25 protein-coding genes are annotated in these 26,417 nt (G+C 66.1%); 12 read left to right on the top strand and 13 right to left on the bottom strand.

Going from position 1 to position 26,417, the window contains the following annotated elements:
• Positions 1-89: 89 nt before the first annotated feature.
• Positions 90-383: an antibiotic biosynthesis monooxygenase gene (locus tag D6B98_RS40165; protein ID WP_035676462.1), complete on the top strand. Its 294-nt coding sequence runs from the start codon at positions 90-92 to the stop codon at positions 381-383.
• A gap of 163 nt (positions 384-546) precedes the next feature.
• On the opposite strand, the gene D6B98_RS29195 is transcribed toward D6B98_RS40165, so the two are convergent.
• Positions 547-1,992: a helix-turn-helix domain-containing protein gene (locus tag D6B98_RS29195; RefSeq protein WP_126260486.1), complete on the bottom strand. Its 1,446-nt coding sequence runs from the start codon at positions 1,990-1,992 to the stop codon at positions 547-549.
• Positions 1,993-2,394: 402 nt separating this feature from the next.
• Between D6B98_RS29195 and D6B98_RS29190 the strand changes: the two genes are divergently transcribed.
• The 3 genes from D6B98_RS29190 to D6B98_RS29180 all read left to right on the top strand — a co-directional run bounded on the left by D6B98_RS29190 (position 2,395) and on the right by D6B98_RS29180 (position 5,007).
• On the top strand, positions 2,395-4,029 hold the full coding sequence (locus D6B98_RS29190; protein WP_126260485.1) for an isocitrate lyase: 1,635 nt from the start codon (positions 2,395-2,397) through the stop codon (positions 4,027-4,029).
• Between the two features lie 30 nt (positions 4,030-4,059).
• Positions 4,060-4,269: a DUF4170 domain-containing protein gene (locus tag D6B98_RS29185; protein ID WP_100176335.1), complete on the top strand. Its 210-nt coding sequence runs from the start codon at positions 4,060-4,062 to the stop codon at positions 4,267-4,269.
• Between the two features lie 183 nt (positions 4,270-4,452).
• Complete coding sequence (locus tag D6B98_RS29180; protein ID WP_126260484.1) at positions 4,453-5,007, top strand: hypothetical protein; 555 nt, start codon at positions 4,453-4,455, stop codon at positions 5,005-5,007.
• 119 nt (positions 5,008-5,126) lie between these two features.
• Here D6B98_RS29180 and D6B98_RS29170 read toward each other — a convergent pair whose 3' ends face one another.
• Positions 5,127-6,008 (bottom strand): metallophosphoesterase family protein, encoded by an 882-nt coding sequence (locus tag D6B98_RS29170; RefSeq protein ID WP_126260575.1) that lies wholly within the window; start codon positions 6,006-6,008, stop codon positions 5,127-5,129.
• A gap of 107 nt (positions 6,009-6,115) precedes the next feature.
• Between D6B98_RS29170 and D6B98_RS29165 the strand changes: the two genes are divergently transcribed.
• The gene (locus tag D6B98_RS29165; RefSeq protein ID WP_126260483.1) at positions 6,116-6,607 is read left to right on the top strand and encodes an NUDIX domain-containing protein; all 492 of its coding nucleotides are present in this window, start codon (positions 6,116-6,118) and stop codon (positions 6,605-6,607) included.
• 149 nt (positions 6,608-6,756) lie between these two features.
• Entirely contained in the window at positions 6,757-7,272 is a 516-nt protein-coding gene (locus D6B98_RS29160; protein ID WP_126260482.1) for a GNAT family N-acetyltransferase, read from the top strand.
• 54 nt (positions 7,273-7,326) lie between these two features.
• On the opposite strand, the gene D6B98_RS29155 is transcribed toward D6B98_RS29160, so the two are convergent.
• From D6B98_RS29155 to D6B98_RS29130, 6 genes are all read right to left on the bottom strand, one after another.
• The gene (locus D6B98_RS29155) at positions 7,327-9,705 is read right to left on the bottom strand and encodes a TonB-dependent receptor (protein ID WP_126260481.1); all 2,379 of its coding nucleotides are present in this window, start codon (positions 9,703-9,705) and stop codon (positions 7,327-7,329) included.
• Positions 9,706-9,854: 149 nt separating this feature from the next.
• The gene (locus D6B98_RS29150; protein ID WP_126260480.1) at positions 9,855-10,271 is read right to left on the bottom strand and encodes a DUF2946 family protein; all 417 of its coding nucleotides are present in this window, start codon (positions 10,269-10,271) and stop codon (positions 9,855-9,857) included.
• Positions 10,272-10,425: 154 nt separating this feature from the next.
• Positions 10,426-12,489 (bottom strand): hypothetical protein, encoded by a 2,064-nt coding sequence (locus tag D6B98_RS29145; RefSeq protein ID WP_126260479.1) that lies wholly within the window; start codon positions 12,487-12,489, stop codon positions 10,426-10,428.
• A 124-nt stretch (positions 12,490-12,613) separates the two neighbouring features.
• Positions 12,614-15,418, bottom strand: coding sequence for a DUF4159 domain-containing protein (locus tag D6B98_RS29140; protein WP_126260478.1), 2,805 nt, complete (start codon positions 15,416-15,418; stop codon positions 12,614-12,616).
• Positions 15,415-16,359, bottom strand: coding sequence for a DUF58 domain-containing protein (locus D6B98_RS29135; protein ID WP_126260477.1), 945 nt, complete (start codon positions 16,357-16,359; stop codon positions 15,415-15,417). Before D6B98_RS29135 ends, D6B98_RS29140 begins: the two co-directional genes overlap by 4 nt.
• Positions 16,359-17,357, bottom strand: a complete 999-nt coding sequence (locus D6B98_RS29130; RefSeq protein ID WP_126260476.1) for an AAA family ATPase — start codon at positions 17,355-17,357, stop codon at positions 16,359-16,361. The genes D6B98_RS29135 and D6B98_RS29130 overlap by 1 nt, the downstream gene beginning before the upstream one ends.
• 256 nt (positions 17,358-17,613) lie before the next feature.
• Between D6B98_RS29130 and D6B98_RS29125 the strand changes: the two genes are divergently transcribed.
• From D6B98_RS29125 to D6B98_RS29100, 6 genes are all read left to right on the top strand, one after another.
• Positions 17,614-18,225, top strand: a complete 612-nt coding sequence (locus D6B98_RS29125) for a DUF1285 domain-containing protein (RefSeq protein ID WP_126260475.1) — start codon at positions 17,614-17,616, stop codon at positions 18,223-18,225.
• Positions 18,222-18,893, top strand: coding sequence for a CoA pyrophosphatase (locus tag D6B98_RS29120; protein WP_126260474.1), 672 nt, complete (start codon positions 18,222-18,224; stop codon positions 18,891-18,893). Before D6B98_RS29125 ends, D6B98_RS29120 begins: the two co-directional genes overlap by 4 nt.
• Positions 18,890-19,153 (top strand): DUF6111 family protein, encoded by a 264-nt coding sequence (locus tag D6B98_RS29115; protein WP_126260473.1) that lies wholly within the window; start codon positions 18,890-18,892, stop codon positions 19,151-19,153. Before D6B98_RS29120 ends, D6B98_RS29115 begins: the two co-directional genes overlap by 4 nt.
• Positions 19,154-19,163: 10 nt before the next feature.
• Positions 19,164-20,432 (top strand): CCA tRNA nucleotidyltransferase, encoded by a 1,269-nt coding sequence (locus D6B98_RS29110; protein ID WP_126260472.1) that lies wholly within the window; start codon positions 19,164-19,166, stop codon positions 20,430-20,432.
• Positions 20,429-21,202 carry a sulfite exporter TauE/SafE family protein gene (locus D6B98_RS29105; RefSeq protein WP_126260471.1) on the top strand — a complete coding sequence of 258 codons (774 nt, stop codon included), beginning with the start codon at positions 20,429-20,431 and terminating at the stop codon, positions 21,200-21,202. The genes D6B98_RS29110 and D6B98_RS29105 overlap by 4 nt, the downstream gene beginning before the upstream one ends.
• Positions 21,203-22,118: 916 nt before the next feature.
• Positions 22,119-22,607 carry a hypothetical protein gene (locus D6B98_RS29100; RefSeq protein WP_126260470.1) on the top strand — a complete coding sequence of 163 codons (489 nt, stop codon included), beginning with the start codon at positions 22,119-22,121 and terminating at the stop codon, positions 22,605-22,607.
• A gap of 134 nt (positions 22,608-22,741) precedes the next feature.
• On the opposite strand, the gene D6B98_RS29095 is transcribed toward D6B98_RS29100, so the two are convergent.
• The 5 genes from D6B98_RS29095 to D6B98_RS29075 form a co-directional block, all read right to left on the bottom strand.
• Positions 22,742-22,942 carry a YodC family protein gene (locus tag D6B98_RS29095; RefSeq protein ID WP_126260469.1) on the bottom strand — a complete coding sequence of 67 codons (201 nt, stop codon included), beginning with the start codon at positions 22,940-22,942 and terminating at the stop codon, positions 22,742-22,744.
• Positions 22,943-23,415: 473 nt separating this feature from the next.
• Positions 23,416-24,126 carry an HAD family hydrolase gene (locus tag D6B98_RS29090; protein WP_164718946.1) on the bottom strand — a complete coding sequence of 237 codons (711 nt, stop codon included), beginning with the start codon at positions 24,124-24,126 and terminating at the stop codon, positions 23,416-23,418.
• A gap of 26 nt (positions 24,127-24,152) precedes the next feature.
• Positions 24,153-25,040, bottom strand: a complete 888-nt coding sequence (gene hemF, locus D6B98_RS29085; RefSeq protein WP_164718938.1) for an oxygen-dependent coproporphyrinogen oxidase — start codon at positions 25,038-25,040, stop codon at positions 24,153-24,155.
• 131 nt (positions 25,041-25,171) lie between these two features.
• Entirely contained in the window at positions 25,172-25,804 is a 633-nt protein-coding gene (gene queE / locus D6B98_RS29080) for a 7-carboxy-7-deazaguanine synthase (protein ID WP_126260466.1), read from the bottom strand.
• Between the two features lie 35 nt (positions 25,805-25,839).
• The gene (locus D6B98_RS29075; protein ID WP_126260465.1) at positions 25,840-26,298 is read right to left on the bottom strand and encodes a tRNA (cytidine(34)-2'-O)-methyltransferase; all 459 of its coding nucleotides are present in this window, start codon (positions 26,296-26,298) and stop codon (positions 25,840-25,842) included.
• Between the last annotated feature and the right edge of the window lie 119 nt (positions 26,299-26,417).

Here is a 26,417-nt window from a genome sequence, read left to right as displayed (position 1 = left end):
GGATTAGGGCCGGGTTAACCAAGCATGGATCGGCGGCGCGCTTCGGCGTAACATCCTCTCCGGGCACCGGGCCCACAAGGGAGGACGCCATGTATGCCGCCATCCGTCAGGCCAAGGCGAAGAGCGGGAGCGCGGAGGAGTTGGCGCGTCGCATCAAGGACGGCGCCGTTCCGATCATCAGCGACGTCGACGGTTTTCGCGCCTACTACGTCGTCTATGCCGGCGACGACACCGTCACTGCGATCTCGATCTTCGACAAGTTCGAGCAGGCCGAGGAGGCGAACCGACGCGCCATTGCCTGGATCGAGAAGAATCTGGGCCCGCTGCTGGCCGGCGACGCGCGCGCCGTGGCGGGGCCGGTGATCGTGCATACGCTGGCGTGAGGCGCTGGCTGTCGCCACGCATTCAACTGTCATCGCCCGGCTTGACCGGGCGATCCAGTACTCCGTGGCGGCAGTGATGGAGCCGATAGGCCGCGGCGTACTGGATGCCCCGCTTTCGCGGAGCATGACAGCGGAACGAGTGGCATGTGCCTTCCGTCAAACGTCACAACTCCCGCGCATTCGAGAACGCGAAGCTCGACACCCTTCTCGTCGTCTCGTCCAGGATCAGCGTGCGCGTGATCGGCGGCTCGGCGCGCTGGGCGCAGTTTTCGCGCTCGCACAGGCGGCAATTAACGCCGATCGGCGTGCCTTCGGCCTTCTCGAGGTCCATGCCGGCAGCATAGGTCAGGCGCGCGGCGTGACGGATCTCGCAGCCGAGGCCGATGGCGAAGCGCGGTTGCGGCAGCGGGTGCGGCGCGACCGGGCGGCGCACCATCTGTGCGATCGAGAAATAGCGCGTTCCGTCGGACAGCTCGATCACCTGCTTGAGCAGGCGGTCCGGCGTGTCGAAGGTCGAATGCACGTTCCACAGCGGGCAGGTGCCGCCGAACTTCGAGAACGGGAACGTGCCGGAGGAGAAGCGCTTGGAGACGTTGCCGGCATTGTCGACGCGCAGCAGGAAGAACGGAATGCCGCGCGCGTTCGGCCGCTGCAGGGTGGTGAGGCGATGGCAGACCTGCTCGAACCCGGAATTGAAGCGCTGCGCCAGCACGTGGATGTCGTAATTGAGCGCTTCGGCCGCGGCGAGAAAAGAGGGATAGGGCATCATCACCGCCGCTGCAAAGTAATTGCCGAGCGTGATGCGGAACAGGCGGCGCGGCGTATCGTCGAGCGGTCCGGCACGGCCGATGATGCTCTCCAGGGCTTGCGCGCATTCGCCCAAGCCAAGCTGGAAGGCGAGCTGGAAGGCGCGGCCCGGCGGGTCGACCAGCTCCGAGATCAGCAATTGGCGGCGGTGGCGATCGAAACGCCGGAGCGTCTCGCGCATCACGTCGACAGGCATGATGCGGGTCTGGATCGAATGCTTTTCCCGCAGCCGCGCGGCCAGCGCCGCATAGAGCCCTTCGGCCGGCACGTTCAGCTCGTCGCGGAGATTCTCCGCGGCCTGCTCCAGCTCCGGAAAATAGTTGCGATTGGCCTCGATCAGCTCGCGCACGCGCTCGACCGGATTGGCCTCATAGCGCGTGCCGACGTCGCGGTCGGCCATCTGGGCCGCGGCCATCGTCTCGCCCTGGCGCGCCTCGGCATAGGCCGCGTAGAGCCGCTGCAGCGCATGGGTAACGCCGGGGCAGAGCTCGGCGAGATCGCGCAGCTCCTGCTTGGGCACGTCGATCTGGCGGAACAGGGGATCGGAGAAGATCTCGTTGAGCTCGGCGAAGAAGCGGTCCTCGTCGGCCGTGGCGAGATCGCGCAGATCGAGGTCATAGGTCTCGGCCAGCCGCAGCAGGATCTGCGCCGTCACCGGGCGCTGGTTGCGCTCGATCAGGTTGACATAGCTCGGCGAGATTCCGAGCCCTTCGGCGATCTGGGTCTGCGACAGCCCCAATTGCTGCCGGATTCTCCGGAAACGCGGGCCGACGAACAGTTTCTTCCCGGACTCGGCGGCCATCAGCGGCTCCTCTCTTTGCCTCTCCCCGCTTGCGGGGAGAGGCCGACACGCGAAGCGTGGCGGGTGAGGGGGAGCCTCCGCAGGGGAGGTGAGTGCCGAAGTCGAGGAGAGAGCCCCTCACCCCGACCCTCTCCCCGTAAGAACGGGGAGAGGGAGAAAAGGTCGGTTTCGGCGGCCATGTCTTTCGATCTCCATCAGGACAGTCTTGCTGACCTATTATTTACAAACTTTACAAAATAACATCTATTACATGTTCTGATGTTACATGACATCACCAATAAAAAACAAGCCATCTATACGAAGTTTCCGTTTTCGCGTTTAGCTCCTGACACGCATCTCGCAATGCAGTGTCAAGAATGTCGATGGCTGCCATCGCCATCGTCAGCGAAAGGAATCAGGCACATGAACTACCAGCCGCGCGGCATCAGCACCCTCCAGGGCCCGTCCTCGTATCAGGACGAGGTCAAGGCGGCCCAGGCGCTTCTCGAGACCCAGCCGACCTGGAACGGCGTGTCGGCCGAGGCCGTCGCCCGCATGCGCCTGCAGAACCGCTTCAAGACCGGCCTCGACGTCGCCCGCTACACCGCGGCGCTGATGCGGGCCGACATGGCGGCCTATGACAAGGATCCGACCAAGTACACCCAGTCGCTGGGCTGCTGGCACGGCTTCATCGCCCAGCAGAAGCTGATCTCGGTCAAGAAGCACTTCGGCGGCAAGACCGATCGCACCTATCTGTACCTCTCGGGCTGGATGATCGCGGCGCTGCGCTCCGAGTTCGGCCCGCTGCCCGACCAGTCGATGCACGAGAAGACCTCGGTGCCGGCGCTGATCGAGGAGCTCTACACCTTCCTGCGTCAGGCGGACTCCCGTGAGCTCAACGACATCTTCCGGCTGCTCGACAAGGCGCGCAAGGAAGGCGACAAGACCCGCGAGCAGGAGCTGATCGCGAAGATCGACAACTTCCAGACCCATGTCGTCCCCGTCATCGCCGACATCGATGCCGGCTTCGGCAACGCGGAAGCGACCTATCTGCTCGCCAAGAAGATGATCGAGGCGGGCGCCTGCGCCCTGCAGATCGAGAACCAGGTCTCGGACGAGAAGCAGTGCGGTCACCAGGACGGCAAGGTCACCGTGCCGCACGAGGTCTTCCTCGCGAAGATCCGCGCCTGCCGCCATGCCTTCCTCGAGCTCGGCGTTGAAGACGGCATCATCGTGACCCGCACCGACTCGCTCGGTGCCGGCCTGACGCAGCAGATCGCCGTCAGCCACAAGCCCGGTGATATCGGCGACCAGTACAACAGCTTCCTGGATTGCGAGGAAGTGACGGCGGAGAACGCCCGCAACGGTGACGTCATCATCAACCGCAACGGCAAGATGATGCGTCCGAAGCGGCTGCCGTCGAACCTCTACCAGTTCCGCCCCGGCACCGGCGCGGACCGCTGCGTGCTCGACTGCATCACCTCGCTGCAGAACGGCGCCGACCTGCTCTGGATCGAGACCGAGAAGCCGCATATCGAGCAGATCGCCAGCATGGTCGACCGCATCCGCAAGGTCGTGCCGAACGCCAAGCTCGCCTACAACAACTCGCCGTCCTTCAACTGGACCCTCAACTTCCGCTGGCAGGTCTATGACGCCTGGAAGGACGCCGGCAAGGACGTCAGCAAGTACAACCGTGCCGAGCTGATGAAGGCGGAGTACGACGAGACGCCGCTGGCGCAGGAAGCCGACGAGCGCATCCGTACCTTCCAGGCGGATTCGGCCAAGCGCGCCGGCATCTTCCACCACCTGATCACGTTGCCGACCTATCACACGGCGGCGCTCTCCACCGACAATCTCGCTCGCGAGTATTTCGGCGAACAGGGCATGCTGGGCTACGTCAAGAACGTCCAGCGCGCCGAGATCCGTCAGGGCATCGCCTGCGTGAAGCACCAGAACATGGCCGGCTCCGACATCGGCGACGACCACAAGGAGTACTTCGCGGGTGAAGCCGCCCTGAAGGCGGGCGGTGCCCACAACACGATGAACCAGTTCGGCTAACGCATCACGCCATTCGACAGGAGACTGACAATGACCAAAGGCAGCAATTTCTGGGTGATCGGCGGCGAGTTCGGGTCGATGAACTTCCACAAGCTCGTGGAAGGCTCCGCCCAGGTCAAGGGTCCGTTCAAGACCCGCAAGGAAGCCGAGGACTGCTGGAAGGAAGTCTCGGAAGAGAGCCGCCACAAGGCCGGCGTCCGCTTCTCGATCGTGGAAGAGCCCGCGCGGGTCTCGGCCTGATCGCCCTCACTTAAGAAGACGTCCAAGGACGGACGGTCCCATCCAGGCTCTGCCTGGGTGGGATCGTCTGTTTTTGGCACAGGTGAAAGGGTGTGGGCGCCGTAAGTATCTGGAATTGTAGGCCTTTGCGGAGGGTTTGGTTGCTGATAGGTTAATGGCGGAAAGTCGAGGACGAGGCCGACAATGTCAGAGCCCGAGACCAGCGGGACCCATCCCGGCCAGCCGCGCCCGGTGCGGCTGCGCGATGCGCTGCTGCGTGCGCGGATCGAGGCCGCCGACCGGACCGGCGTCGTCGTCGATCTCAGGGACGCCGAGGTGGCGCGGCTCGAGATCCTCAATGATGCGCTCGATCCCCTGTTCGCGCAGGTGCCTGATCAGATCGACCTGTTTGACCGCGGCGTCAGCCAGGGCGATACGCCGAGGCTCTGGATCGACGTCGTCGCCCACATCGTGATGGGGCGCGACAAGCGGATGTACCGCTTCGTGCAGGATACCCGTTTCGGCCGCATCGTGCTCGCCGAATCGCACGACACCGCGGCAATCGTCGAGGCCGTCACCGATTATGTCGCGCGCCGCATGGTCGAGCGCGAGCGTGCCATGGTCGTTCCTCCGGAACCGCAGGCACCGGTCGTCGCGCCACCGCGACGCTCGCGCTTCTGGCCGTTCGTGTTCGGCTTCGTGCTGGGTGCGGCCGCGCTGTTCGGGGTTGCCGTAGTGGCGGCCTTGCGAAGCTGGTGAAGCATCCTCCGCCGTCATTCCGGGGCGCGCGAAGCGCGAACCCGGAATCCATTCATCGTCACGTGCTGCGGCCCGATAGATTCCGGGTTCATGCTTCGTATGCCCCGGAATGACAGCGTCTAAATCAACCGCACATGCTTGATCTGCCCGACCTGAAAACCCGCCCCAAGGCTTCGCACCGTCTGCTCGCAGCGCCAGCCGGCATTGTCCTTCTCGATACTCAACAGATTATACGCCGCCGCCGGATAGCGTCCGTGCGCAAGCGCGGAGGCCGAGGGTACGCCGAGGGCGGGAATGTCGCCGTTGGGACCCTCGACCCACACGGTCGAATGAACGTGGTCGTGCCCGTGCAGGATCAGCTCGACGCCGTGGCGCTTGAGCAGCGCCAGCAGCGCGGCTGCGTCGGTCATCCGCTTCTGACGAGCGTCGGATTTCAGTGGATGATGCACCAGCAGCACGCGGAAGACGTCCTCGGTCGCGAGCCGTTCGAGGATTCCTTCGAGCGAGGCGAGCTGATCGCGTCCGAGCGTGCCCGTTGCCATCAACGGCAGCGTCGGCACCGCCGTCGACAGGCTGATCAGCGCGAGCGGCCCGCGCCGGCGCACCGAGGGAAAACCGATGCTGCCGTCGTCGCCCGTAAGATAGGGTGCAAAGGTCTCGCCGAAGCGGTGCGAGGTGGCGCGGACATAGGCGTCGTGATTGCCGGGAATAGTTGTGACGCGGTCGGGCGGACCGACATCGTCGAGCCAGGCGCGGGCAGGCGCGAACTCGGCCTCCAGCGCGAGGTTGACGAGGTCGCCGGTCACCGCGATATGGTCGGGCGCCTGCGCCTTCATGTCGGCGACCAGCGCGTCGAGCACCTCGCGGCGCTGGTACTTGTGGCGGTTGCGCGTCCAGTTGACGTAGCCGAACGCGCGCTTGCCCGCGAGCTCGATCAGCCGCGGCTTCGGCAGGGGCGCGAGATGCGGATCGGACAGATGGGCGAGCGTGAAGGGAGCCAGCCTGTTGTGCGTCATGGGGCGCGATTGCCTCGCTATTGCTCCGCTGTAATGGCAAGCTCGCAAGGAACGCGCAAGCGCAGCCTGGGCCGCGGCGTCGAGGAAGCCTGATGGGAGAACGTCTGAATCGGATCCGACGGGCATGCGAGCCGCTGCTGCGGCGAATCTTCCACGCCTATTTCCTGATCGTCCGCGGCATGACGCTCGGCGTCCGCGCCGTGGTGCTGGATGCCGACAACCGGGTGTTCCTGGTCAGGCATAGCTACGTCAGCGGCTGGTACCTGCCCGGCGGCGGCGTCGACCACGGCGAGAGCTTGGAACAGGCGATGCGGCGCGAGCTCAAGGAGGAGGGCGATATCGACCTCACCGGTGCAGCCGAGCTGCATGGCATCTTCCTCAACAGTCACGTCTCCCGCCGCGACCATGTCGCCGTCTACGTGGTCAGGCGATTCAGCCTGGACCGGCTGCCTGCGCCCAACCGCGAGATCGTGGAATGCGGGTTCTTCGCGATCAATGCGCTGCCCGAAGGGACCACGCCCGGTACGCGGCTGCGGATCGCGGAAGTGCTCGACGGCCGGCCCCTGATTGCGACGTGGCGGTGAGGGCGGGCTGTGCTTGCGCCTGAGCATTGTCATTCGACACGAGCAAGCCGAGGTCTCGGAAACCTGTCGGATCGGCACCCAAAAATGGACCTGAGCGGCTTCGCTGCCCAATGGACCGCGCCGCGTTCCAATGCTATCCCGCGATTGACATGACCGACCTTTCACTCACCGTCCTTCCCGAGGCCGCCGGCGACGCCCAGTCGATCGAGCGGCTGCATGAACGCACCTTCGGTCCAGGCCGTTTCGTGCTCAGCGCCTATCGGATTCGCGAGCACGTCGACCATCTGCTCGAATTGTCGTTCACCGCCCGCATCGGCACGCTGCTGGTCGGCTCGGTCCGGCAATTGCCGATCCTGATCGGCGAGACACCGGCACTGCTGCTCGGCCCGCTCACCGTCGAGCCGCCGTTCCGCGACCGCGGCATCGGACGGTTGTTGATGGAGCGCGCGCTCAAGGACGCGAAAGCGAAGGGCCACGCCATCGTGCTGCTGGTCGGCGACGAGCCCTATTACAGCCGCGTCGGCTTCAAGCAGGTGCCGAAGGGACGAGTCACCATGCCGGGCCCGGTCGACGCCGCCCGTATCCTGGTATTCGAGCTCGTCGACGGCGCCTTCGAGGGCGTGTCAGGTCAGGTTGCGCCCGACTGGAGCAAGGCGCGGGGCTAGGCACTCGCAAAGACGGTGTGTGCCGGGGCCTTCAGACCCCGACACAAGCGACGCTCAGAACTTGAAGTTCGCGAACGCCCGCACGCCGATGCCGGGTAACAGCACCTGGTCCTTGTTGAAGGAGACGGCATTGCGGATGTTCTCGTTCAGCAGGTTGTTGCCGACGAGCCCAACATGCATCTCGCGCGCGCCGAACCAACTTTGATCGAGCTTCGTCTTGTAGCTGACCTCGGCCCTTAGCAGGTTGTAGCCAGGCGTCGGCGTCTCCGCGATCGGTGCGATGTCGTTTTGCGCGAACGCGTGCAGCAGGTTGATCCGCGCAAACCAGTCGGCGTCGCGATAGTACAGACCACCGCCCAGCCGCTGGGGCGGAATGCGCGGCACGTTGGTGCCGTCGTCGAAGGTCGCGCGCACGATGTCGTATTGACCCTCGATGCCCCAGATCCCGTTCCAGACCGGCATCACGTCGTACTGGAACTGGAATTCGCCGCCACGAAATGTCGCGTCGCGCTGCGAATAGACCGCCTGATTCAGTTCGAGGCCCGGGCCGAGCTGGCAAGCGCCGTCCTCACACGTGTTGCCGGTCAGGCGCCGGTAGATAAAACCGTTGAACTTGGTGTAGTAGCCGGTGATTTCGAAGCGAAGCGGCCCTACCGCCCGCCGCAGTCCCGCCTCGACCGACTTGGCGGTCTCGATGCCGAGATTGGGATTGCCTATGTCGAAAGTGGTGGTGGCATCGTGGCCGCCGCGCGAAAACAACTCCGCCGGTTTCGGCGCACGCTCGACATATTGGCCGGTAATGCTCGCGACCAGATCCCAAGGAAGGTTGTGAATCAGGCCGACGCTCCCGCTCACCGGCGTGAAGTTGCGGTTGACCGCCGTTGCGGGGCCGATCGCGGCGGGATCGACGGTGAGGTCGAACACATCGGGGACGAAGGCTGGCGCCGTGCCGCTCAACCTTGCGCTCTCGACGCGTCCGGCGATCTGAGCCTTGGTCGCTTCGCTGAACTTGAACTCGTTGAAGATGTACCCGGCGACCTTCGTGTTCTTGTTCGGATCGAACAGACCGTTGATCGGGCTGCCTGGATCGTCCGGACTCGGCGCGGTGAGCTTCTGGTGCGACGCCTGAACGCCTACGGCGGTGGTCAGCGCAGCAAAGCGGACGTCGAACGGCGCAAGCTGCACCTCGACGCGGCCTTCCTGTTCCTTGCTGGTGAAGGTTTGTCTCACGCCGAGGGAGGTGAGATCGGCAGAGTCGGCGAGCCCGACCTCATCGTGCTTATAGTCGGTGGCCCCAGCCCAGAACCGGATCGCATCGATTGCCGCAGCGTCCGGCCGATATTCGCCTTTTGTCGTGAACTTTGTCTGTCGTCCGTCGATCCGCGTCAGGAACTCGCTGCCCTCGATACCGGGAATGTGGTAGAGCGCGTTGTGCTGCGTGATCGCCGCGCCAACGTATCCGCCATCGAAGATGTAGGAGCCGCCGACAGATCCGCCGTAGGCCTGCGATGCCGAATTCGGCTGGCGACCGTTGAACGGCAGCGTCGGGTCGGTCAAAAACGGGTAGCTCGGGATGCTGTAGTCGCCGGCCTTGCGGCCAAAGGCATCGGCGTGCACGGCAAAGTTACCGCCGCCGGCGTCGAGCAGCACGGCACCTTCGGCCCCGCGATCGACCGAAGTCACGGCCGTCCGTGTTTCCGCGGTGATGCAGCCCGGCGATCCGACGTTTGCCAGCGGCGCCTTGGTCGGGAGTCCGTAAGTCGCAAAGGGCACCGTGCAGGACGGCAAGGCATCCGGAATTCGATTGTTGGTTGCGCTGACCACGCCGCCAATCGCGGTGGAGCCGTAGCGCAGCGTCGCCGGTCCGCGGATGACCTCGACCTGGTTGGCTGCCAGCGGATCAATTGGCACGAAGTGATCCTCGCCGAGATCGGACGCGCCGTTGCTGCCGGTCCCGTTCTCGACGATGCCGACACGGTTGGTGTCTAGCCCGCGAATGATGGGGCGGCTGGATGCGCCGGGAGCGTATTCGGAGCCGGTGATGCCGGGCTTGGAGAACAGCAGATCGCCGAGCGTGCCGCCGCCGTTACGCCGGATCTCCTCGTTCGGCACCACGGTGACGGTCGCGAACTGATCGGTCACAACAGGCAGCACGCCCTGCTGAGGCGCGGCAGGCACCGGAGCTGCCGGCGTTGCTTCCGCCGCTTGCTCGCGGCTGCGCACCCGTGCGGTCCGTGCACCGCGGCCTGCGTTGCGGGACGGCACCACCGCCCTGCGCACGATCGGGCTTGGTGCCGTCACCGTGACGGCGGGAATCTCGGTCGACGATTGGCCCTGTGCAGGCGTTTGGGCGAAAGCGGGCGTGGCGGCGGCACCGAGCAGGAGCAGGCTTGCTCCACCAAGACGCTGCGCGTGTCGCGATTGAAATGACATGGTCCTGATTCCAGTCAGGCGCCGTCCGCATGATGGTTTGCTGATCGGAGGCGGCCTGCCGTCGCGGCGCGACGGAATTCGACTTCAACTTTTTCCGGCCGATCGCCTGAAAGCGGCGAGGGGCGGGCGTGATCAAGTGGTGTCGGGAGTCAGGACGCGGGAGGGGCGCGCGGCTGGAACGCCGTGGCGGCCGATTTCAGATGGAGGAATTCGGCATCGGTGGTGCGGTAGAGCAGGTCGATCGCCTGCGGCAGCTGCAACAGAGGCGGCGTCGCGAACAGGATCGTGCCTGCCATCGCGACCACGGCGCAGATCGCGCAATTGTCCTCGCCCGGCTGCTCGCGATCTGGGCTTGAGGGCGATTGCTTGTGAACCGCCGCGCGGTCGCCCGCAGCTTGATCCTTGGCACTGTCTTTGGGGCCGTCGGTCTGGTGGAGCGTGGCCTGGGCCAGCGGTGCGGCCTGGGCAAACCAATGGCTGTGACCGAATGTCAGCGCGAACTGCACCAGCATCGCGAGCAACGCGAGCCGGGCACCGTGCCTGAGATTCGACCGGAACCACTTCATCGGAAAATGCCACCCCCAACACCGCGAGGCGCCAAGTCCGAGGGCGTCGCGATGTTATAATGTAACATCGCTCTAATCGTCAGCCGATGTCAACGGCGCTCCAACCCGCCCAGCACGCGTGGCAGCCCGATGTGGCGTTCGAGCAACGGAGCGTTCAGCGCCCCTCGCGCACCCACGTCGCCGCAAACGCGCCGAGCAGCAGCAACAGGCCGATCAGGCCGGCAAAGATCGGCAGCACGCCGACGCCCTTGACGACGCTGGCATCGCGCATCCGCACTCCCATCCAGCCGTCGCCGGCAAAGACGCTGGCCGAACGCACGGGCAGGATGCGCGGCAGCTCGATGCTGGCGCCATTCGCCACGCGCACGGCGTTGCCGCCGGTCGCCTGCGTCAGCGGCTTCAAGGTCTCGACCGTGGAGGTGACTTCCGAAAACTCCTTCGGATTGGTCGGGCCGACATTGATCAACGCCTTCAGCGTGCCGTCGGTGGCCTGCCACAGGCCGAGCTCGCTCGCCGGCAGGCTGGCGCGCCATTCGCCGGGCTCCCCCTGGCTCAGCGTCAGATCCTGCGACACGCCGGACGGCGAGGTCACGTTCACCGGCTGGACGCTGTCCGCCATGGTCTGGCGCACCACCACCAGATTCTTGCCCTGCACCTGGAGGCGCAGCGCCTCCTCGTCGAGGTCGGGCTGCTTCATCAGCCAGTGCGACATCCGCCGGAGCAGGTCCAGATGCGGGCCGCCGCCCTCATAGCCGCGCGCCCACAGCCAGATGTGGTCGGAGAGCAGCAGCGCGACGCGGCCCTCGCCGAAGCGCGACAGGAACAGAAGCGGCTTGCCGTCGGCGCCCGTCATCACCGGCGGGTTGACGGAATTGCGGGTGTCAACGGTGCGGAAGAAACGGCTCCAGCGCGGCGGCTCGGAGGCCGAGCCCTCCAGGGCGCGCGTGACGGGATGGCGTTTGCCGAGGTCGGACAGATGCGCATAGAACGGCTTTTCGGTCACGCCGACCGGCTCGGCCGGCAGCACCGTATCCAGCGGCGTGCGCCAGATGCTGGTGTTGGAGGCGTAGTCGGGGCCGGCCGAGACCAGCACCGCGCCGCCCGCGCGGACATAGCGCGCGATGTTGTCGAAATACGCGATCGGCAGCACGCCCTGACGGGCGTAGCGGTCGAAGATGATCAGCTGGAATTCGTTGATCTTCTGCTGGAACAATTCGCGGGTCGGAAACGCGATCAGCGACAATTCGTTGATCGGCGTGCCGTCCTGCTTCTCCGGCGGACGCAGGATGGTGAAGTGCACGAGGTCGACGCTGGCGTCGGACTTCAAGAGGTTGCGCCAGGTGCGCTCGCCGGAATGCGGCTCGCCGGAGACCAGGAGCACGCGCAGCTTGTCGCGCACGCCGTCGATGGCGACGACGGCGCGGTTGTTCACCGGCGTCAGCTCGCGCTCGAGCGGGGAGGCCTCGATCTCGACGATGTTCGGACCGGCGTGCTTGATGTCGACGTCGACGCTCGCGGCCTGGCCGCTTCCCAGCGTGCGCTCGTTGATGACCTCGCCGTCCCTGCGGATCGTGACCCTGGCGCGCTCGCCGGTGACGCCCTGGTCGTCGAGGCGGTAGCTGATGGTCTGGGTCTGTCCGACGATGCCGAAGCGCGGTGCGGCCGTGATCGCGATGCGGCGGTCGCGCTCGTCCTTCTGCCCGGTAACAAGCGCATGCACCGGCGCCTGGAAGCCGAGCGCGGCGGCGTTCGCTGGGATGTCGTGGACGCGGCCGTCGGTGATCAGGAACGCGCCGGCGACGCGGTCGACCGGCACGTCCGCCAAGGCCGAGGCGAGGGCGCCGAACAGCCTGGTGCCGTCGGTCTCGCCATCGGCCTGTCCGGCATCGACGACGCGCACCTCCAGCCCCTTGATCTTCTTCAGGCTGTCGACCAGCGCCTCCTGCGCAGCTGCGGCCTCGCGATTGCGGTTGCCGAAATTCTGGCTCGGGCTCTTGTCGACGACGATTGCGGCGACCGAGGTGAGCGGCTCGCGGTCCTCGCGGGTGAAGGAGGGATTGGCGAGCGCGAGCAGGAACAGCGCCAGCGCGGCCACGCGCACGGCAGCGCCGCGCGCGCGCGCAACCAGCAGCACCAGTGCGACAATGACGATCGCGGCCAGCGCGAGCCACAGCACGATCGCGGGAACAAGCGGCGTGAAGGCGATGCCGTAATTCATCAGACCAACCTATCAACGTCATTCCGGAGCGGTCCGCAGGACCGAATCCGGAATCTCGAGATTCCGGGTCTGGTCCTTTGGACCATCCCGGAATGACGGAGCGTATGGCTCAGGCTTACTCGCATCACTGCCCCAACCGTTCGATCAGGGCCGGTGCGTGCACCTGGTCGGCCTTGTAATTGCCGGTCAGGGTGTACATCACGATGTTGGCGCCGGCGCGGTAGGCGAATTCGCGCTGGCGGGTGTCGCCGCCGGTCACCGGCAGCATGGCCTGGCCGTCGGGCCGCACCGCCCAGGCGCCGGCAAGATCGTTCGAGGTGATGATGATCGGCGAGACACCGTCGCCGCCGCGCGCCGGCCGCTGCGCGCTGTCCTCGTCCTCGTCGCGCGGCAGGGTCTCGACCCAGGTCTGGCCGGTGACGAAGCGGCCGGGGAAGTCGCGCAGCAGATAGAAGGTCTTGGTCAGCACGTGCTCGCGCGGCACCGGCTCGAGCTCGGGCACGTCGAGCGAGGACAGGATCTCGCGCAGCGTCTGCATGGCGGGGGTCTGCGCGGCGCCGTTCGCGCCGGGCGGCGCTTCGATCGCGTCGCGGGTGTCGAACAGCACGGTGCCGCCCTGCTTCATGTAGGCGTCGATCTTGTTGATGGCATCCTGCGGCGGCTTGCGCGCGCCCGGCACGATCGGCCAGTAGATCAGCGGGAAGAAGGCGAGCTCGTCGCGCGTGGGATCGATGCCGACGGGATCGCCGGCCTCGAGCGCGGTGCGCTGGGCCAAAAACAGCGTCAGCCCGTTCATCCCCGCCTTGACGATGGAATCGACGTCGGCATTGCCTGTGACGACATAGGCGAGGCGGGTTTGCGCCGTCGCTTTCATCGCGAAATCGTCCGTGGCGCCGTCGGCGCGTGACGGCGTCGGCGCGAGCGAGGTGAGCAGCAGGCCGAGCACGATCATGGCGGGCGCGGCGCGGCGGCGCAGCAGCGCGGCGATCCCGCCGCCGAGCACCGCGACGATGAGGGCGTCGATCAGGAACAGGCCGAGCGCCGTCGACAGCAGCCAGCCGCGCAGGTCGCGCGGTTCGGCATTGGTGTAGGTGGCGTGCCGGGCGCGCAGGCTCGCGGTGTTGAGGGCAGCGATGCGGTCGGCGCCAGCAAGCGTGTTCACGGCGAGCGGTCCTTCGGCCGGGCCGTAGAAGCCCGGCGGATGATCTGATGTGGCGCGGTCGCGGTAATCCGCGGGCAGCGGCTTTGCGGTCGCCGGCGGCGGGCCGAAGGCGCCGAAGCCGTCGAGGATGTGCAGCGGCGCCACCGTCTCGGTGGTCGCTTCGCCGGCAATTCCGGGGCCGGGCTTGGACGTGTAGCCGGACATGTCGACCACCCGCCGCAGCATTTCGACGAAAGTGCCCGACATCGGCAAGTCCGACCAGCGCATGTCGGCACTGACGTGGAACAGGCTGACCAGCCCCTTGCCGCGATGCTCGCCGGTCACCAGCGGCGTGCCGTCTTCGAGCGAGGCCCAGCTCCTGGTGGCGAGCACCGCGTCGGGCTCGGCCAGCACCTGGCGGCTGACGGTGACGTCCTTCGGCACCGCGACGCCGGCAAACGGGCCGTCGGCCGCGAAGGCCGCAAGATGCTGCGGTTTCTCCCAGGTCAGGCTGCCGCCGAGCGTGCGGCCGCCCTTGCGCAGCTTGACCGGCACGAGGTCGTCTTCGGCCTGGGCCAGCCGGGGACCTGCGAACCGCACCAAGACGCCGCCCTGGTCGATCCAGGCGTTGATGCGCTCGCGCAGCTCCGGCGCGATGGTGCCGACATCGGCGAGGATGATCATCGGCAGCTTCTGGTCCAAGAATTGTGTGATGCCCTGCTGCGGCGAGCCCTTGTCGGCGAGCCTGACGTCGGCGAACGGCGCCAGCGCGCGGGTGAGGTAGAAGGTCGGCGCCAGCAGCGGCTGCGCAGTCTCGCTGGTCGAGCCCGAGACGATGCCGATGGCACGGCGGCGCCAGCGCTTGTCGAGCAGCTGCACAGCGCCGGCGGAGCGCTCGCCCGAGATCTCGAGGCGATTGATGTCGTTGCGCAGCTCGACCGGCAGATCGAACGCGGCGTCGGTCTCCTTGTCCTGCGGGCCGAACGAGAACCGCGCTTCGCCGATCGGCGAGGCCTTCTGGTCGAGCGCGCGCACGGTGCCGACCGCGATGCCGCTGTCGGTGCGCAGCACCTTCACCGTCATCTTCGCGGCGGCGTTCTCGGCCGCGACCAGCGCCAGCGGCGAGGAGGTGCCGCCTTCGAAGATGGTCAGGCTGCGCTCGCCGATGGTCTTGCCGAGGCCGGCCACGAATTCCTCGCCGCGGCCGGTGTCGACGCCATCCGACAGCCAGGCGATCTCGCAATCGCCGGTGGCCTTGAGGAAGCGGTCGATCGCGGCGAGCGTGTCGACGCGGTCGATCGAATAGGGCTTTGGCGCGAGCTGGCGCAGCGCGACACGGGCGGCGCCCGCCGGCATCAGGGTGATGTCGCGGTTCGGCTCGGACAGCGGCACCAGCGCGATGGCGCGGCGGTCGTTGTCGGCATTGGCGATCAGCTCGTCGGCGGCCCTGATCCTGACATCCCAGTGCGATGCGGCGCTCCAGCCGTCGTCGAACATGATCATCAGCGGCGCCTTGCTGCCGGCGAGGCCGGTCTGCGGATTCCAGATCGGGCCGGCGGCGGCGAAGATCACCAGCGCTGCCGCAAGCAGCCGCAGCGCGGTCAGCCACCATGGCGTCCGCGAGGGGGTCTCCTCGCGCGGGGCGATGTCGAACAACAGGCGGGTCGGCGGAAACTCGATGCGGCGCGGCCGCGGCGGCATCACGCGCAGCAGCCACCACAGCACCGGAAGGCTGACGAGGCCGATCAGGAGCAGCGGCTGGGTGAAGGCGAGCGGCAGTCCCATCATGCGGCCGGCCCCGCCTTGATGGTCGTGGTGCGGGCGCCCGACTTGCTCACCTGCATGCCGGCATGCAGGAACAGCAAGAGCTCGGCGGCGGAGCGGTCAGTGGCATGCGTCGTGAACAGCCAGTCGAGCTTCTTGGTCTCGGCGCGGATCTGGTCGCGGTGCAGCGCGAGCCGCGCGGTGTAATCCTGCGCCCAGCTCTCGGCGCGGCCGGCGGTGATCACGCCGAACCCTTCGGGCTCGACGAACTCGACGCGGCCGGAATAGGGGAACGATTCTTCGGCGGGATCGACGACCTGCACCAGCGTGCCGTGCGCCCCGGAGCCGGACAGCCCCGCGAGCGTCGTCCTGATCTCGGCGATCGGCGACCAGAAATCCGACAGCACGATCGTCTCGGCGAGCGCAGCAGGCACGAAGGACGGCGGCAGGCTGAGACGATCGGCATCGTCATGCAGCATCGCCTGCGCCATCTTGTCGATGACGCTGCGGCTCGCCGTCGGCGCCATCAGCCCGGGAATCCCGACGCGTTCGCCGCCGGAGACCAGGAGCTCGGCCAGCGCGAAGGCGACGATCAGCGTCCGTTCGAGCTTGGACTCGCGCGCGGTCTTCGAGGCGAACGCCATCGAGGGCGAACGGTCGGGCCAGATCCAGACCGTGTGCGAGGCTTCCCATTCGAGCTCGCGGACATAGAGATGGTCGTCGCGCGCCGAGCGCCGCCAGTCGACGTTCTGCGACGGCTCGCCGGAGACGAAACGGCGATACTGCCAGAAATTTTCGCCGGACCCGGCGCGGCGCCTGCCGTGCAGGCCGTGGATGACGTTGGCGGCGATACGGCGGGCTTCGAGGACCAGGCGCGGCAAGGAAGCTGCGAGCGTGCGGCTTTCGCCATCGGCACGTCGGATCGCGAGGACCTCCTTGGCCGTGTGCCCGTTCTCCGCTGCCATCAACCGATCCGTGTCTTCAATTGCCGGATCACGTCCGGAATCGTGCGGCCTTCGGCGCGTGCCTGGAACGTCAGCGCCATGCGGTGCTTCAGCACGGGCTCGGCGAGATCGAGCACGTCGTCGACCGACGGCGCCAGACGGCCGTCGATCAGCGCACGCGCGCGCACCGCCAGCATCAGGGATTGGCTGGCGCGCGGGCCGGGGCCCCAGGCGATGAACTTGCCGGATTCGCCGGCGTCGGGACCCGGACGGGCCGCGCGCACCAGCGACAGGATCGCCTCCACGACGGAATCGCCGACCGGCAGGCGCCGGATCAGCCGCTGCGCGGTGATCAGCGCGTCCGCGGTCATCGATCCCTTCGCCAGCGTTTCCTCGGCGCCGGTGGTCTCGAACAGGATGCGGCGTTCGGCGTCGCGATCGGGATAGTCGACGTCGATCTCCATCAGGAAGCGGTCGAGCTGCGCTTCGGGCAGCGGATAGGTGCCTTCCTGCTCCAGCGGGTTTTGCGTCGCCAGCACGTGGAAGGGTTTTGGCAGGTCGTGGCGCGCGCCGGCGACGGTGATGTGCTGCTCCTGCATCGCCTGCAGCAGCGCCGATTGCGTGCGCGGGCTGGCGCGGTTGATCTCGTCCGCCATCAGGAGCTGCGCGAACACCGGACCGGAAATGAAGCGGAAGGCGCGCTTGCCCGTGGTGCTCTCGTCCAGCACCTCGGCGCCGAGAATGTCCGACGGCATCAGATCGGGCGTGAACTGGATGCGCTTGGCATCGAGGCCGAGCGTGACGCCGAGGGTCTCGACCAGCTTGGTCTTGGCAAGGCCGGGCACGCCGATCAAGAGCGCATGGCCGCCGGAGAGGATGGTGACCAGCGTGTTTTCGATCACGCGATCCTGGCCGAAGATGACGGACGCGATCGCATCCTTCGCGGCGCGAATCTGGCTCGACACCTGCTCGGCCGAACGAACGATCCCGTCCTCGAGTTTCTCGACACTCTCCGCCATCCGCTCGCTCCTTCAGCCGCCAGGCGGCTCGCCTGGGCCGTCATGGCATCGCATCGCGTCAAATCATGGGCCCATGCTAGGCTTGCAGGAAGACCATGTATTCGTTGAATTAACCTATCCCCACCTTATCGGCTTCGGGTTATGTACGGCATCACGAAGTGGCGACCTCCACACCGGGCTATTCCGGATGGAACCGTGCACCCGCGTACAACGTAGACCTGCACCAATCGTGCCAAGGACAAAGTCAGGGCAAACCATGGCGAACCAAGGGCAGAGCGCCGATCGCGGCCTCGAGGGGCTGACTGCCGCCGCCAAGAACGCTGCCAATGCCGAAGGCGGCAAGAAGGGCCTGCCGCCGGTGCACCTGTGGAATCCGCCGTTTTGCGGCGATCTCGACATCCGAATCGCCTCCGATGGTACTTGGTTCTACTTGGGCACGCCAATCGGGCGTCCCGCGCTGGTGCGGCTGTTCTCGACCATCCTCAAGCGCGAGGGCGACAAGCATTTCCTGGTCACGCCGGTGGAGAAGGTCGGCATCCGCGTCGACGATGCGCCGTTCATGGCGGTCGAGATGCAGAAGGACGGCGAGAGCGGCCATCGCGTGCTGCGCTTCCGCACCAATGTCGACGACTGGGTCAGCTGCGATGCCGCGCACCGGCTGCGCTTCGAGCAGGCGGCGGACGGCGGGCTGACGCCTTACTTGCATGTCCGTGCCGATCTCTGGGCCAAGGTCACGAGAGCGCTCTATTACGATCTGGTTGACATGGGCGAGGAGCGGATGGTCGATGGCCAGCCGATGTTCGGCGTCGAATCGGCGGGCGAATTCTTCGCCATGGCCGATGCGGAGCAGGTGAGGGCCGCGCTTTGAACAAGCCCATTCTGAAAAGCGACCAGGTTGCGCTCGGTGCGGCGGATTTCTTCGCCCGCTCCAGGGCGAAGCTCGGCTTCGACGTGCCGGCCGGCCTCTACGATCCCAACATCATTCCCACCTCGGGCGATCCCGGCACCGACAAGATGCTGGAGATCATCGCACGCGAGCAGCCGGTGCGCCCCGCGGCGGTGCTGATCGCCGTGGTCGATCATCCCGAGCCGACCATTCTGCTGACGCAGCGCGCGGCGCATCTCAATGACCATGCCGGCCAGGTCGCTTTCCCCGGCGGCAAGATCGACGCGACCGATTCCTCGCCGCTGGACGCGGCGCTGCGCGAGGCCGAGGAGGAGGTCGGGCTGTCCAGGGACTTCGTCGAGCCGCTCGGCTATCTCGATCTCTACGGCACCGCGTTCGGCTTCCGGATCCTGCCGACGGTCGCCAAGGTCCGGCCGGGCTTTTCGCTCACCATCAACCATTCCGAGGTTGATGACGCCTTCGAGGTGCCGCTATCCTTTCTGATGAACCCGGTGAACCATCAGGTGCACAGCAAGGAATTCCGCGGCATGGAGCGGTCCTATTACGCGATGCCGTTCGCGGAGCGCTACATCTGGGGGGCGACGGCCGGAATGCTGCGTGTGCTGTATGAGCGGATCTATTCATCATGATCCGGACGGTTCTGACCGAGATCGGAATTTTCCTCATCCCCTTTGCCGTCTATGCGCTGTTTCTGGTCGCGAGCCGCTCCGGTGTGTTCGCGCGTTCGTCCTGGCCGGTCACGATCGTCGCGCGCCTCACTTTGGTCGCGCTTGCGCTCGTCATCGCGGGCCTGATCGGCCTTGCGGAGTTCTCCGGCGCGCCGCCGGATTCGACCTATATTCCCGCCCATATCGAGAACGGTCGGCTGGTGCCGGGCGTGGAAAAATAGGGGCAGCACGATGAGCGCGGAGCCGTTACTCGCGCCGGTCCTTGCCGATGCGCCCTGGCTGATCTCAGGCGGGACCGCGCGCGTCCTGCAATTGCTCAATGCCGACGGCGAGGAGGCGCGGGTGGTCGGCGGCGCGGTGCGCAACGCGCTGCTCGGCCTCAAGCCCGGCGACATCGACATCGCGACCACGGCGCGGCCGGAGGAGGTGATCCGGCGCGCCAAGGCTGCCGGCATCAAGGGAGTGCCGACCGGCATCGATCACGGCACCGTCACGCTGGTCATCGACAGCCATCCCTATGAAGTGACGACGCTGCGCGAGGACACCGAGACCTTCGGCCGCAAGGCCAAGGTCGCGTTCGGCCGCGACTGGGTCAAGGACGCCCAGCGGCGCGACTTCACCATGAACGGCCTGTCGGTCGACGCAAAGGGCGTCGTCTACGATTATGTCGGCGGCATTGCGGATGCCAAAGCGCGCCGCGTGCGCTTCATCGGCGATCCCGACCAGCGCATCGCCGAGGACTATTTGCGCATCCTGCGCTTCTTCCGCATCCACGCCGCTTTCGGCGCGGGCGAGCCCGACCGCGACGGCTATCTCGCCTGCATCCGCGGCCGGGCCGGCCTTGCCAGCCTCTCGGCCGAGCGGGTGCGGATGGAGATGCTGAAGCTCCTGGTGGCATCGGGCGCAGCCGCGGCCGCGCTGGCCATGGCCGAGGGCGGCCTCCTGCAGACGCTGGCCGGCGGCGTCGTCTACACCGGGCCGCTGGCGACGATGATCGCGATCGAGCGCGAACTCGGTCTCGCCGCCGGCAGCACGCGGCGCCTCGCTGCGCTGACCGTCGCCGTGACCGAGGATGCCAAGCGCGTCGCCGCGCGCCTGCGGCTGTCCAATGCCGAGACCAAGGCGCTGGATTCGATGGGACACCGCTGGTGGCGCCTCGCCACCAAGGACGACGCCAATGCGCGGCGGCTGCTCTACCGGCTCGGTGCCGAGCGCTATCACGATCGCGTGTTGCTCGGCTGGGCGCGGAGCGGCGGCGATGTCGCCTCCACGCGCTGGCGCGCGCTCGCCGAGCTGCCGCAGCGCTGGACTGCGCCGAAATTTCCGCTGAAGGCCGCCGACTTCATCGCCCGCGGACTGCCCGAAGGACCCGCGCTCGGACATGTGTTGACGCTCGCCGAGGACGCTTGGCTTGCGGCGGATTTTCCCCTAGAGGAAGCCGCGCTCGCTGCCATCGCCGATCAAGCTGCGGCCCGCATCAACCGCGACGAGAGAACGTGACCATCGTCTCAGGCTTCGCCGACATCTCGATTTTCCAGCTGCTGCTGGTCGCGTTGATGGCGTTGTTTGCTTCGATCATCGGCGGTCTCGCCGGCTACGGCACCGGCGCCCTGATGCCGCTGGTGCTGGTGCCGCTGGTCGGCGCCGAGCCCGTGGTGCCGATCATCGCGATCTCCGCCATCTTCACCAATTGCAGCCGCGCGGTCGCTTACCTGCGCTATGCCGACCGCCGCCGCGCGCTGATCGTGCTCGCCTGCGCCGCGCTGACCACCGCGCTCGGCGCCTACGGCTACACGCGGCTGACCAACGCGGGCGCGGCGCTCGTGATCGGCACCATGCTGATCCTGAGCGTGCCGCTGCGCCGCGTGCTCCGCCGCCGAAGCGTGCGGATCGGCGACGGCGGCCTCGCCGCCGGCTCGGTCGGCTACGGCGTCCTGGTCGGCGGCACCTCCGGCTCCGGCGTGATCCTGCTCTCGCTCCTGATGGCCGCCGGCCTGGAGGGCGCCGCCGTGATCGCGACCGATGCGATGATCTCGCTCGGCACCGGCCTCATCAAGATCTCCGTGTTCGGCCTCGCCGGCGCCGTCACCGCGCAGGTGCTCGCCTTCGCGCTGCTGATCGGCGCAATCGCGATCCCCGGCGCCTTCCTGGCAAGGGCCTTCGTCGAGCGGATGCCGCTGCATATCCACACCGCGATTCTCGATGTGGCTGTCATCACCGGCGGGCTGGTGATGATCTCGGCGGTGGCGGCGAGGCAGCTCGTCGCGTAGACGAGCGGGCCAACTGGTCATTCGCAACTTACCTCTCCCCATGCAGAGCAATCGCATATGATGTGCAGGATGCATCGGCATCGGCAGTGCGCTCCCTCTCCCGCTTGCGGGGGAGGGTTGGGGAGAGGGTATCTCCGCGCAGGGATTATTGAGAACAACTGAGGACCTCCCTGTGCGGCGAGAGCCCTCACCCGCCGCGCTCTGCGAGCGCGCCGGCCTCTCCCGCAAGCGGGAGAGGCGGAGCAAGCCTGCAGACAGTCCCCGTGTCATTCAATTGCGATTGCCCTGTCTCCCTACGGGAGAGGTGATCCGAGTTCTCCGTACGCATCGACTCAACCGAAACACATTCCGCTCGAGACTGTCCGCGGCAGCTGTTGACCCATGCCGACAAGACTCGGGGTTCGTTCGCCTATCGGCTGCCATGGGCAAAGCGAACCTGACCGCGTATCGGCATCGTCGACGCCCAAACCAGACGTTCTGGCCAGAATAAATCGGACAACTCGCCGTCACACGCGCCAGCGGCAAAGTACCACACTCTAGAATGAAGGGTTGTGCGCGCCGGTTAATGCACGCTTAGCCTTAATCGAGTTACGGTAGTCCGTTCGTTGCTGCTTGCTGGCCCGAGGCCGTATGAGTCTGTGTTTCTTTTGAGCGACTGGTTCGCAGGTGTCCCAACCCTTGGAGTGCTGTTCAAGAGATTCATGATTAATGTTGCATGGGCAAGCATCGTACTCATTGCAATGCTAATTCTTCAGCTTCCCGCTGAATACGCAGCTGTCGTTTACTTCGGTGTTCTTGTTGTGAACGGCGTGATGGCCTTTGTTTTTTACGTCAGCGCGTGCAAATGCGTGAGTGACGGTGCGCAACCTACTTCCATCCGCTCCAATCCAAGTTGGCGGACTTGCAAGAATCAGAGATGAAAATCAAGCTTGCCATTGCAGCATTCGTTGTCCTCGGTGTCGCTGGTCTCGGTAATGCTTACGTGCGTAGCTATCCGCCGTTCACGTCTCAATTTGTGCAGACCTGCGAAAAGGCGATTCAAGAGCGGCTGGCGGATCCCTCCACCTATCAACGGATCGACCTGGAAGACTCCAGAAGAACGATCACGTGGGACGAATTTTTCGCCGAGCCGGAACGGGCCGTACCCGAGTCAACCAGAAGATTCATGATGCAATCAGCGCGCCACCCGCCGGTTCAGTATGTGGCGCTCATCGACTTCCAAGCTCAGGATTCCGTCGGTGCCATCATGCGAGAAAGGGCATCATGTACGTTCAACTCGCTCACTGGCAGCGATGCGCCGACTCGTACGTTTTGGGTGAAGATCGATGGCGAACGTAATTTGGAGTGGGCCGCCAGGCAGCCCAACGCCGCAACGCTCCACCGGCGCTTGGTGAAAAATCTGTGATGCGGCGGGTCGGCTATTGGCCCTACTGCAACATCCAGCCATGTCAGCTGTTGCCCGCGATTGGCAGATCAGCAGACATCGAACGCGCTGGAGCCGAGCAGGCCGGCCTGGCCGGGATGCGGTCTTGAGCGCGCCTACTCTTCGTCCTCGTCGTCTTCTTCCTCCTCATCTTCCTCTTCCACCTGCACCAGCACGGCCAGTGGCAACGTCTCGCGGAACAGGTCGCCTTCCATGCCCATCCAGAGGCAGAGCACGTCGTTCTCCTTCACCTCCGCAACCGTCAGCGGCTGACCGCCGGATTTCAACATCACGAGATCGCCGGCTTTCAATTCCATGGATTGTCCTTTCGCGTGATCGATCTGCAAGGCAGCCTAGCAAGCGGTCATGACAGGCCGATCACGCCGGCTGGCCCCGACCGGAAATACCGCCGGCGGGTCGGCGGAGAGAGGGGCGACGCAAATCAGGGGGAGGGGCAATCGCCCGCGCCGATCGAGCCTCACTCCATCATGCTTTAGTCGCTCGTCTGCAGCAGCGGAAGATGCGGCACGGCCTCGCGATCAACGGTCGCGCCCAGCCGCCGGTAGAATTGCATGAAGCGCGAAGACGCCTCATCCCGACCGCATCACGGCTCGCCGGGCAGACGAATGCAGCGCGAAGACCTCCCCGTCGCGAATTTCGACGATGACATCATACCCCTGTTTTGCCCGACGGGATCAAGGTCGTTTCGTAAAATCCGCAAGGCCTTGATCTTGCAGGAGTCGTCTACTGTGCATGGGGTTGTTTTTCGATTTTTTGTTTGGCGACCTGCTCAGGACCGGCCCGGCACCAATTCGGTCAGCGAGCGGATGATGCGGTCGGGCTTGACGGTCGAGCCTTCGGGCAGGCCGTCGCCATGCACGTCGATCCAGATCGAATAGATGCCGAGGCGTTGCGGCGTCACGACTTCCCATTCCAGATTGTCGCCGATCATCCAGGTGTCCGCAGGCGTGACGCCGAGCGCCTCCATTGCATGCAGATAGGCGCGCTCCTCGGGCTTGCCGAAACCGTGCTCGCCCTCGATCTGGATGTGGTCGAAGCGATGCGCCAGCTCGAACCGCTCGACCTTGGCGCGCTGCATGTCGGCGGCGCCGTTGGTGACCAGCGCGAGCTTGACGCCGCGTGCCCTGAACGCGTCGATCGCATCATGCGCACCGGGGAAGACGAAGATCGCTTCCTCGCGGTAGGTGGTAAAGCGGTCGGCGATGCGATCGGCGAGATCGTCCGACAGGGCGCGATGGCCGTCGGCGGCGAGCGCGGCGAAGCCGCCGCGCACCGTGAGCCGCCGCGCCTCGCCGAGCTTCATCCGCCAGATCGGCTCCGCGGTCGACCAGAACTGCCGCGCATAGGCGAGCACTGCGGTCGCGACCTGCGGCGGCGGCAGCGGCGCGAGCTCCTCGGCAAACTCGTTCGCGATCGTGTTCCAGGCGATCTCGGGCCGGCCATAGGCCGACAGGATGGTGTCGTCCATGTCGATCAGCATGGCGCGGGGGAGCGGCTTCGAAACGGTCACGGCCACTTCACCTCCGGCGGCATCGACGACAGGATCGACTCGACATTGCCCCCGGTCTTGAGCCCGAAGATGGTGCCGCGATCGTAGAGCAGGTTGAACTCGACATAGCGGCCGCGCCGGACCAATTGCTCCTCGCGGTCGGCGGCGGTCCAGGCGCTGGCGAAATTGCGCCGGACGATCTCGGGGTAGATCTTCAGGAAAGCGCGGCCGACGTCCTTGGTGAAGGCGAGGTCGGCGTCCCAGTCGCCGCTGTCGTGCCAGTCGTAGAAGATGCCGCCGATGCCGCGCGACTCCTTGCGGTGCGGCAGGTAGAAATACTCGTCGCACCATGTCTTGTACTTGTCGTAGTCGGCAACGCCGCTGTTCTGCGCGCAGGCCTCCTTCATCGCGGCGTGGAAGGCGATCGCGTCGGCATCGTCCTGCGTGCGGCGGCGGTCGAGCACCGGCGTGAGATCGGCGCCGCCGCCGAACCAGGCTTTCGTGGTGACGACGAAGCGCGTGTTCATGTGCACGGCGGGCACGTTCGGATTGCGCATATGCGCGATCAGCGAGATGCCGGAGGCCCAGAACTTCGGGTCGTCCGCCGCGCCGGGAATCTGGGCGCGAAATTCAGGGGCGAACTCGCCGTGCACGGTCGAGCAATGCACGCCGACCTTCTCGAACAGCCGGCCATGCATCATCGACATCACCCCGCCGCCGCCGGGCGCGCCGGTATGGTCGGCGCGCTGCCAGGGCGTGCGCTTGAAACGGCCGGCCTCGCCCGGATAGAGGTCGTGCGGGGCGTCGTCCTCGAGCAGCTCGAAGCTCGCGCAGATGTCGTCGCGCAAGGCTTCGAACCAGGTGCGGGCGCGGGTCTTGCGGTCTTCGATCGTCGAACTGTCCATCTTCATTCCCGGTCGCTTGCCATGCGTAGTGCCATAGGGTGGGCAAAGGCTCCCTTGCGCCGTGCCCACGTCTTTGTCGTCATCCTGAGTGGTGGGCACGCTTCGCTTTGCCCACCCTGCGAGATCTGTCCCTATCTGATGCCGAGCGATTTATGCGTCTGCACGCTGAGCCGCCATTGCGGATGGCGCAGGCAATAGTCGATCGCGCGCGCGGTGTTCTCGATCACCTCGGGTCCATCCATCGGCTGCAGCGAGAAGCGCTCGAAAGCGAGGTTCTCGAACGTCTCGGGCGCGGCGAGGGCCTGCGGGTAGACCAGCTTCAGCTCGTGGCCCCGGCGCAGCACCAGCTCGCTGCCGCCCTTGGGACTGACGCAGATCCAGTCGAGGCCATCAGGCGCTTCGATGGTGCCGTTGGTCTCGACGCCGATCTCGAAGCCGCGGGCGTGGAGCGCCTCGATCAGCGCGGTGTCGACCTGGAGCAGCGGCTCGCCGCCGGTCAGCACCACGTAGCGGCTCGCTTCGGCGGCGCGCCATTGCGCGGCGATGGTGTCGGCGAGCTCGGCGGCCGAGCCGTAGCGGCCGCCGAGCGTGCCGTCGGTCCCGACGAAGTCGGTGTCGCAGAACTTGCAAGTGGCCTCAAGCCGGTCCGCCTCGCGCCCGCTCCAGAGGTTGCAGCCGGCAAAGCGGCAGAACACGGAGGCGCGCCCGGCGTGGGCCCCTTCGCCTTGCAGGGTCAGGAAGATTTCCTTGACCGCGTAACTCAATCGTCTCTCCTCAAACCTTCGGACTTGTTGAACCTTCAGACTTGCGGGTTTCGGATCTGCCGCAGCGCCTCGCCTGCGGCCATCGCCGCGGTCATGGCGACATTGAGCGACCGCAGCCCGGCCTTGATCGGGATCACCAGCCGCGCATCCGCGGCCTCGACCACCGCCTCGGTGACGCCGGCGCTCTCGCGCCCGAATAGCAGGATGTCCGACGTCTGGTAACGGAAATCGCGATAGTCGGTGGCCGCCTTGGTCGTGAACAGCAGCAGGCGGTGGCCGTGCGCGGCGCGCCAGTCCTCGAATTTCAACCAGGAATCGTGTCTGACGATGCTGACATGGCCGAGGTAGTCCATTCCCGCCCGGCGGAACGCGCGGTCGGACACCGGGAACCCCGCCGGTTCGATGATATGGGCGTCCAGTCCGAGGCAGGCGCAGAGCCTGAGAATCGTGCCGGTGTTCTGAGGGATGTCGGGTTGGAAAAGCGCTATCTGCATCGGGAGTGGCGGGTTGGCTGTGGGACGGAAATGTCTCAATAAAACATCGCCTGCCCGGGAATTCGTGCATGGCACGCCCCCGCGCCGATAGCGGGCTTGCGCTCGCCCGGCAAGGGTGC

Source organism: Bradyrhizobium sp. LVM 105 (genome assembly GCF_003957705.1).
In the GTDB taxonomy this organism is placed as follows: Bacteria; Pseudomonadota; Alphaproteobacteria; order Rhizobiales; family Xanthobacteraceae; genus Bradyrhizobium; species Bradyrhizobium frederickii.
The sequence above is the reverse complement of the archived record's forward strand: the minus strand, read 5'-3'. Positions and strand labels throughout refer to the sequence as shown.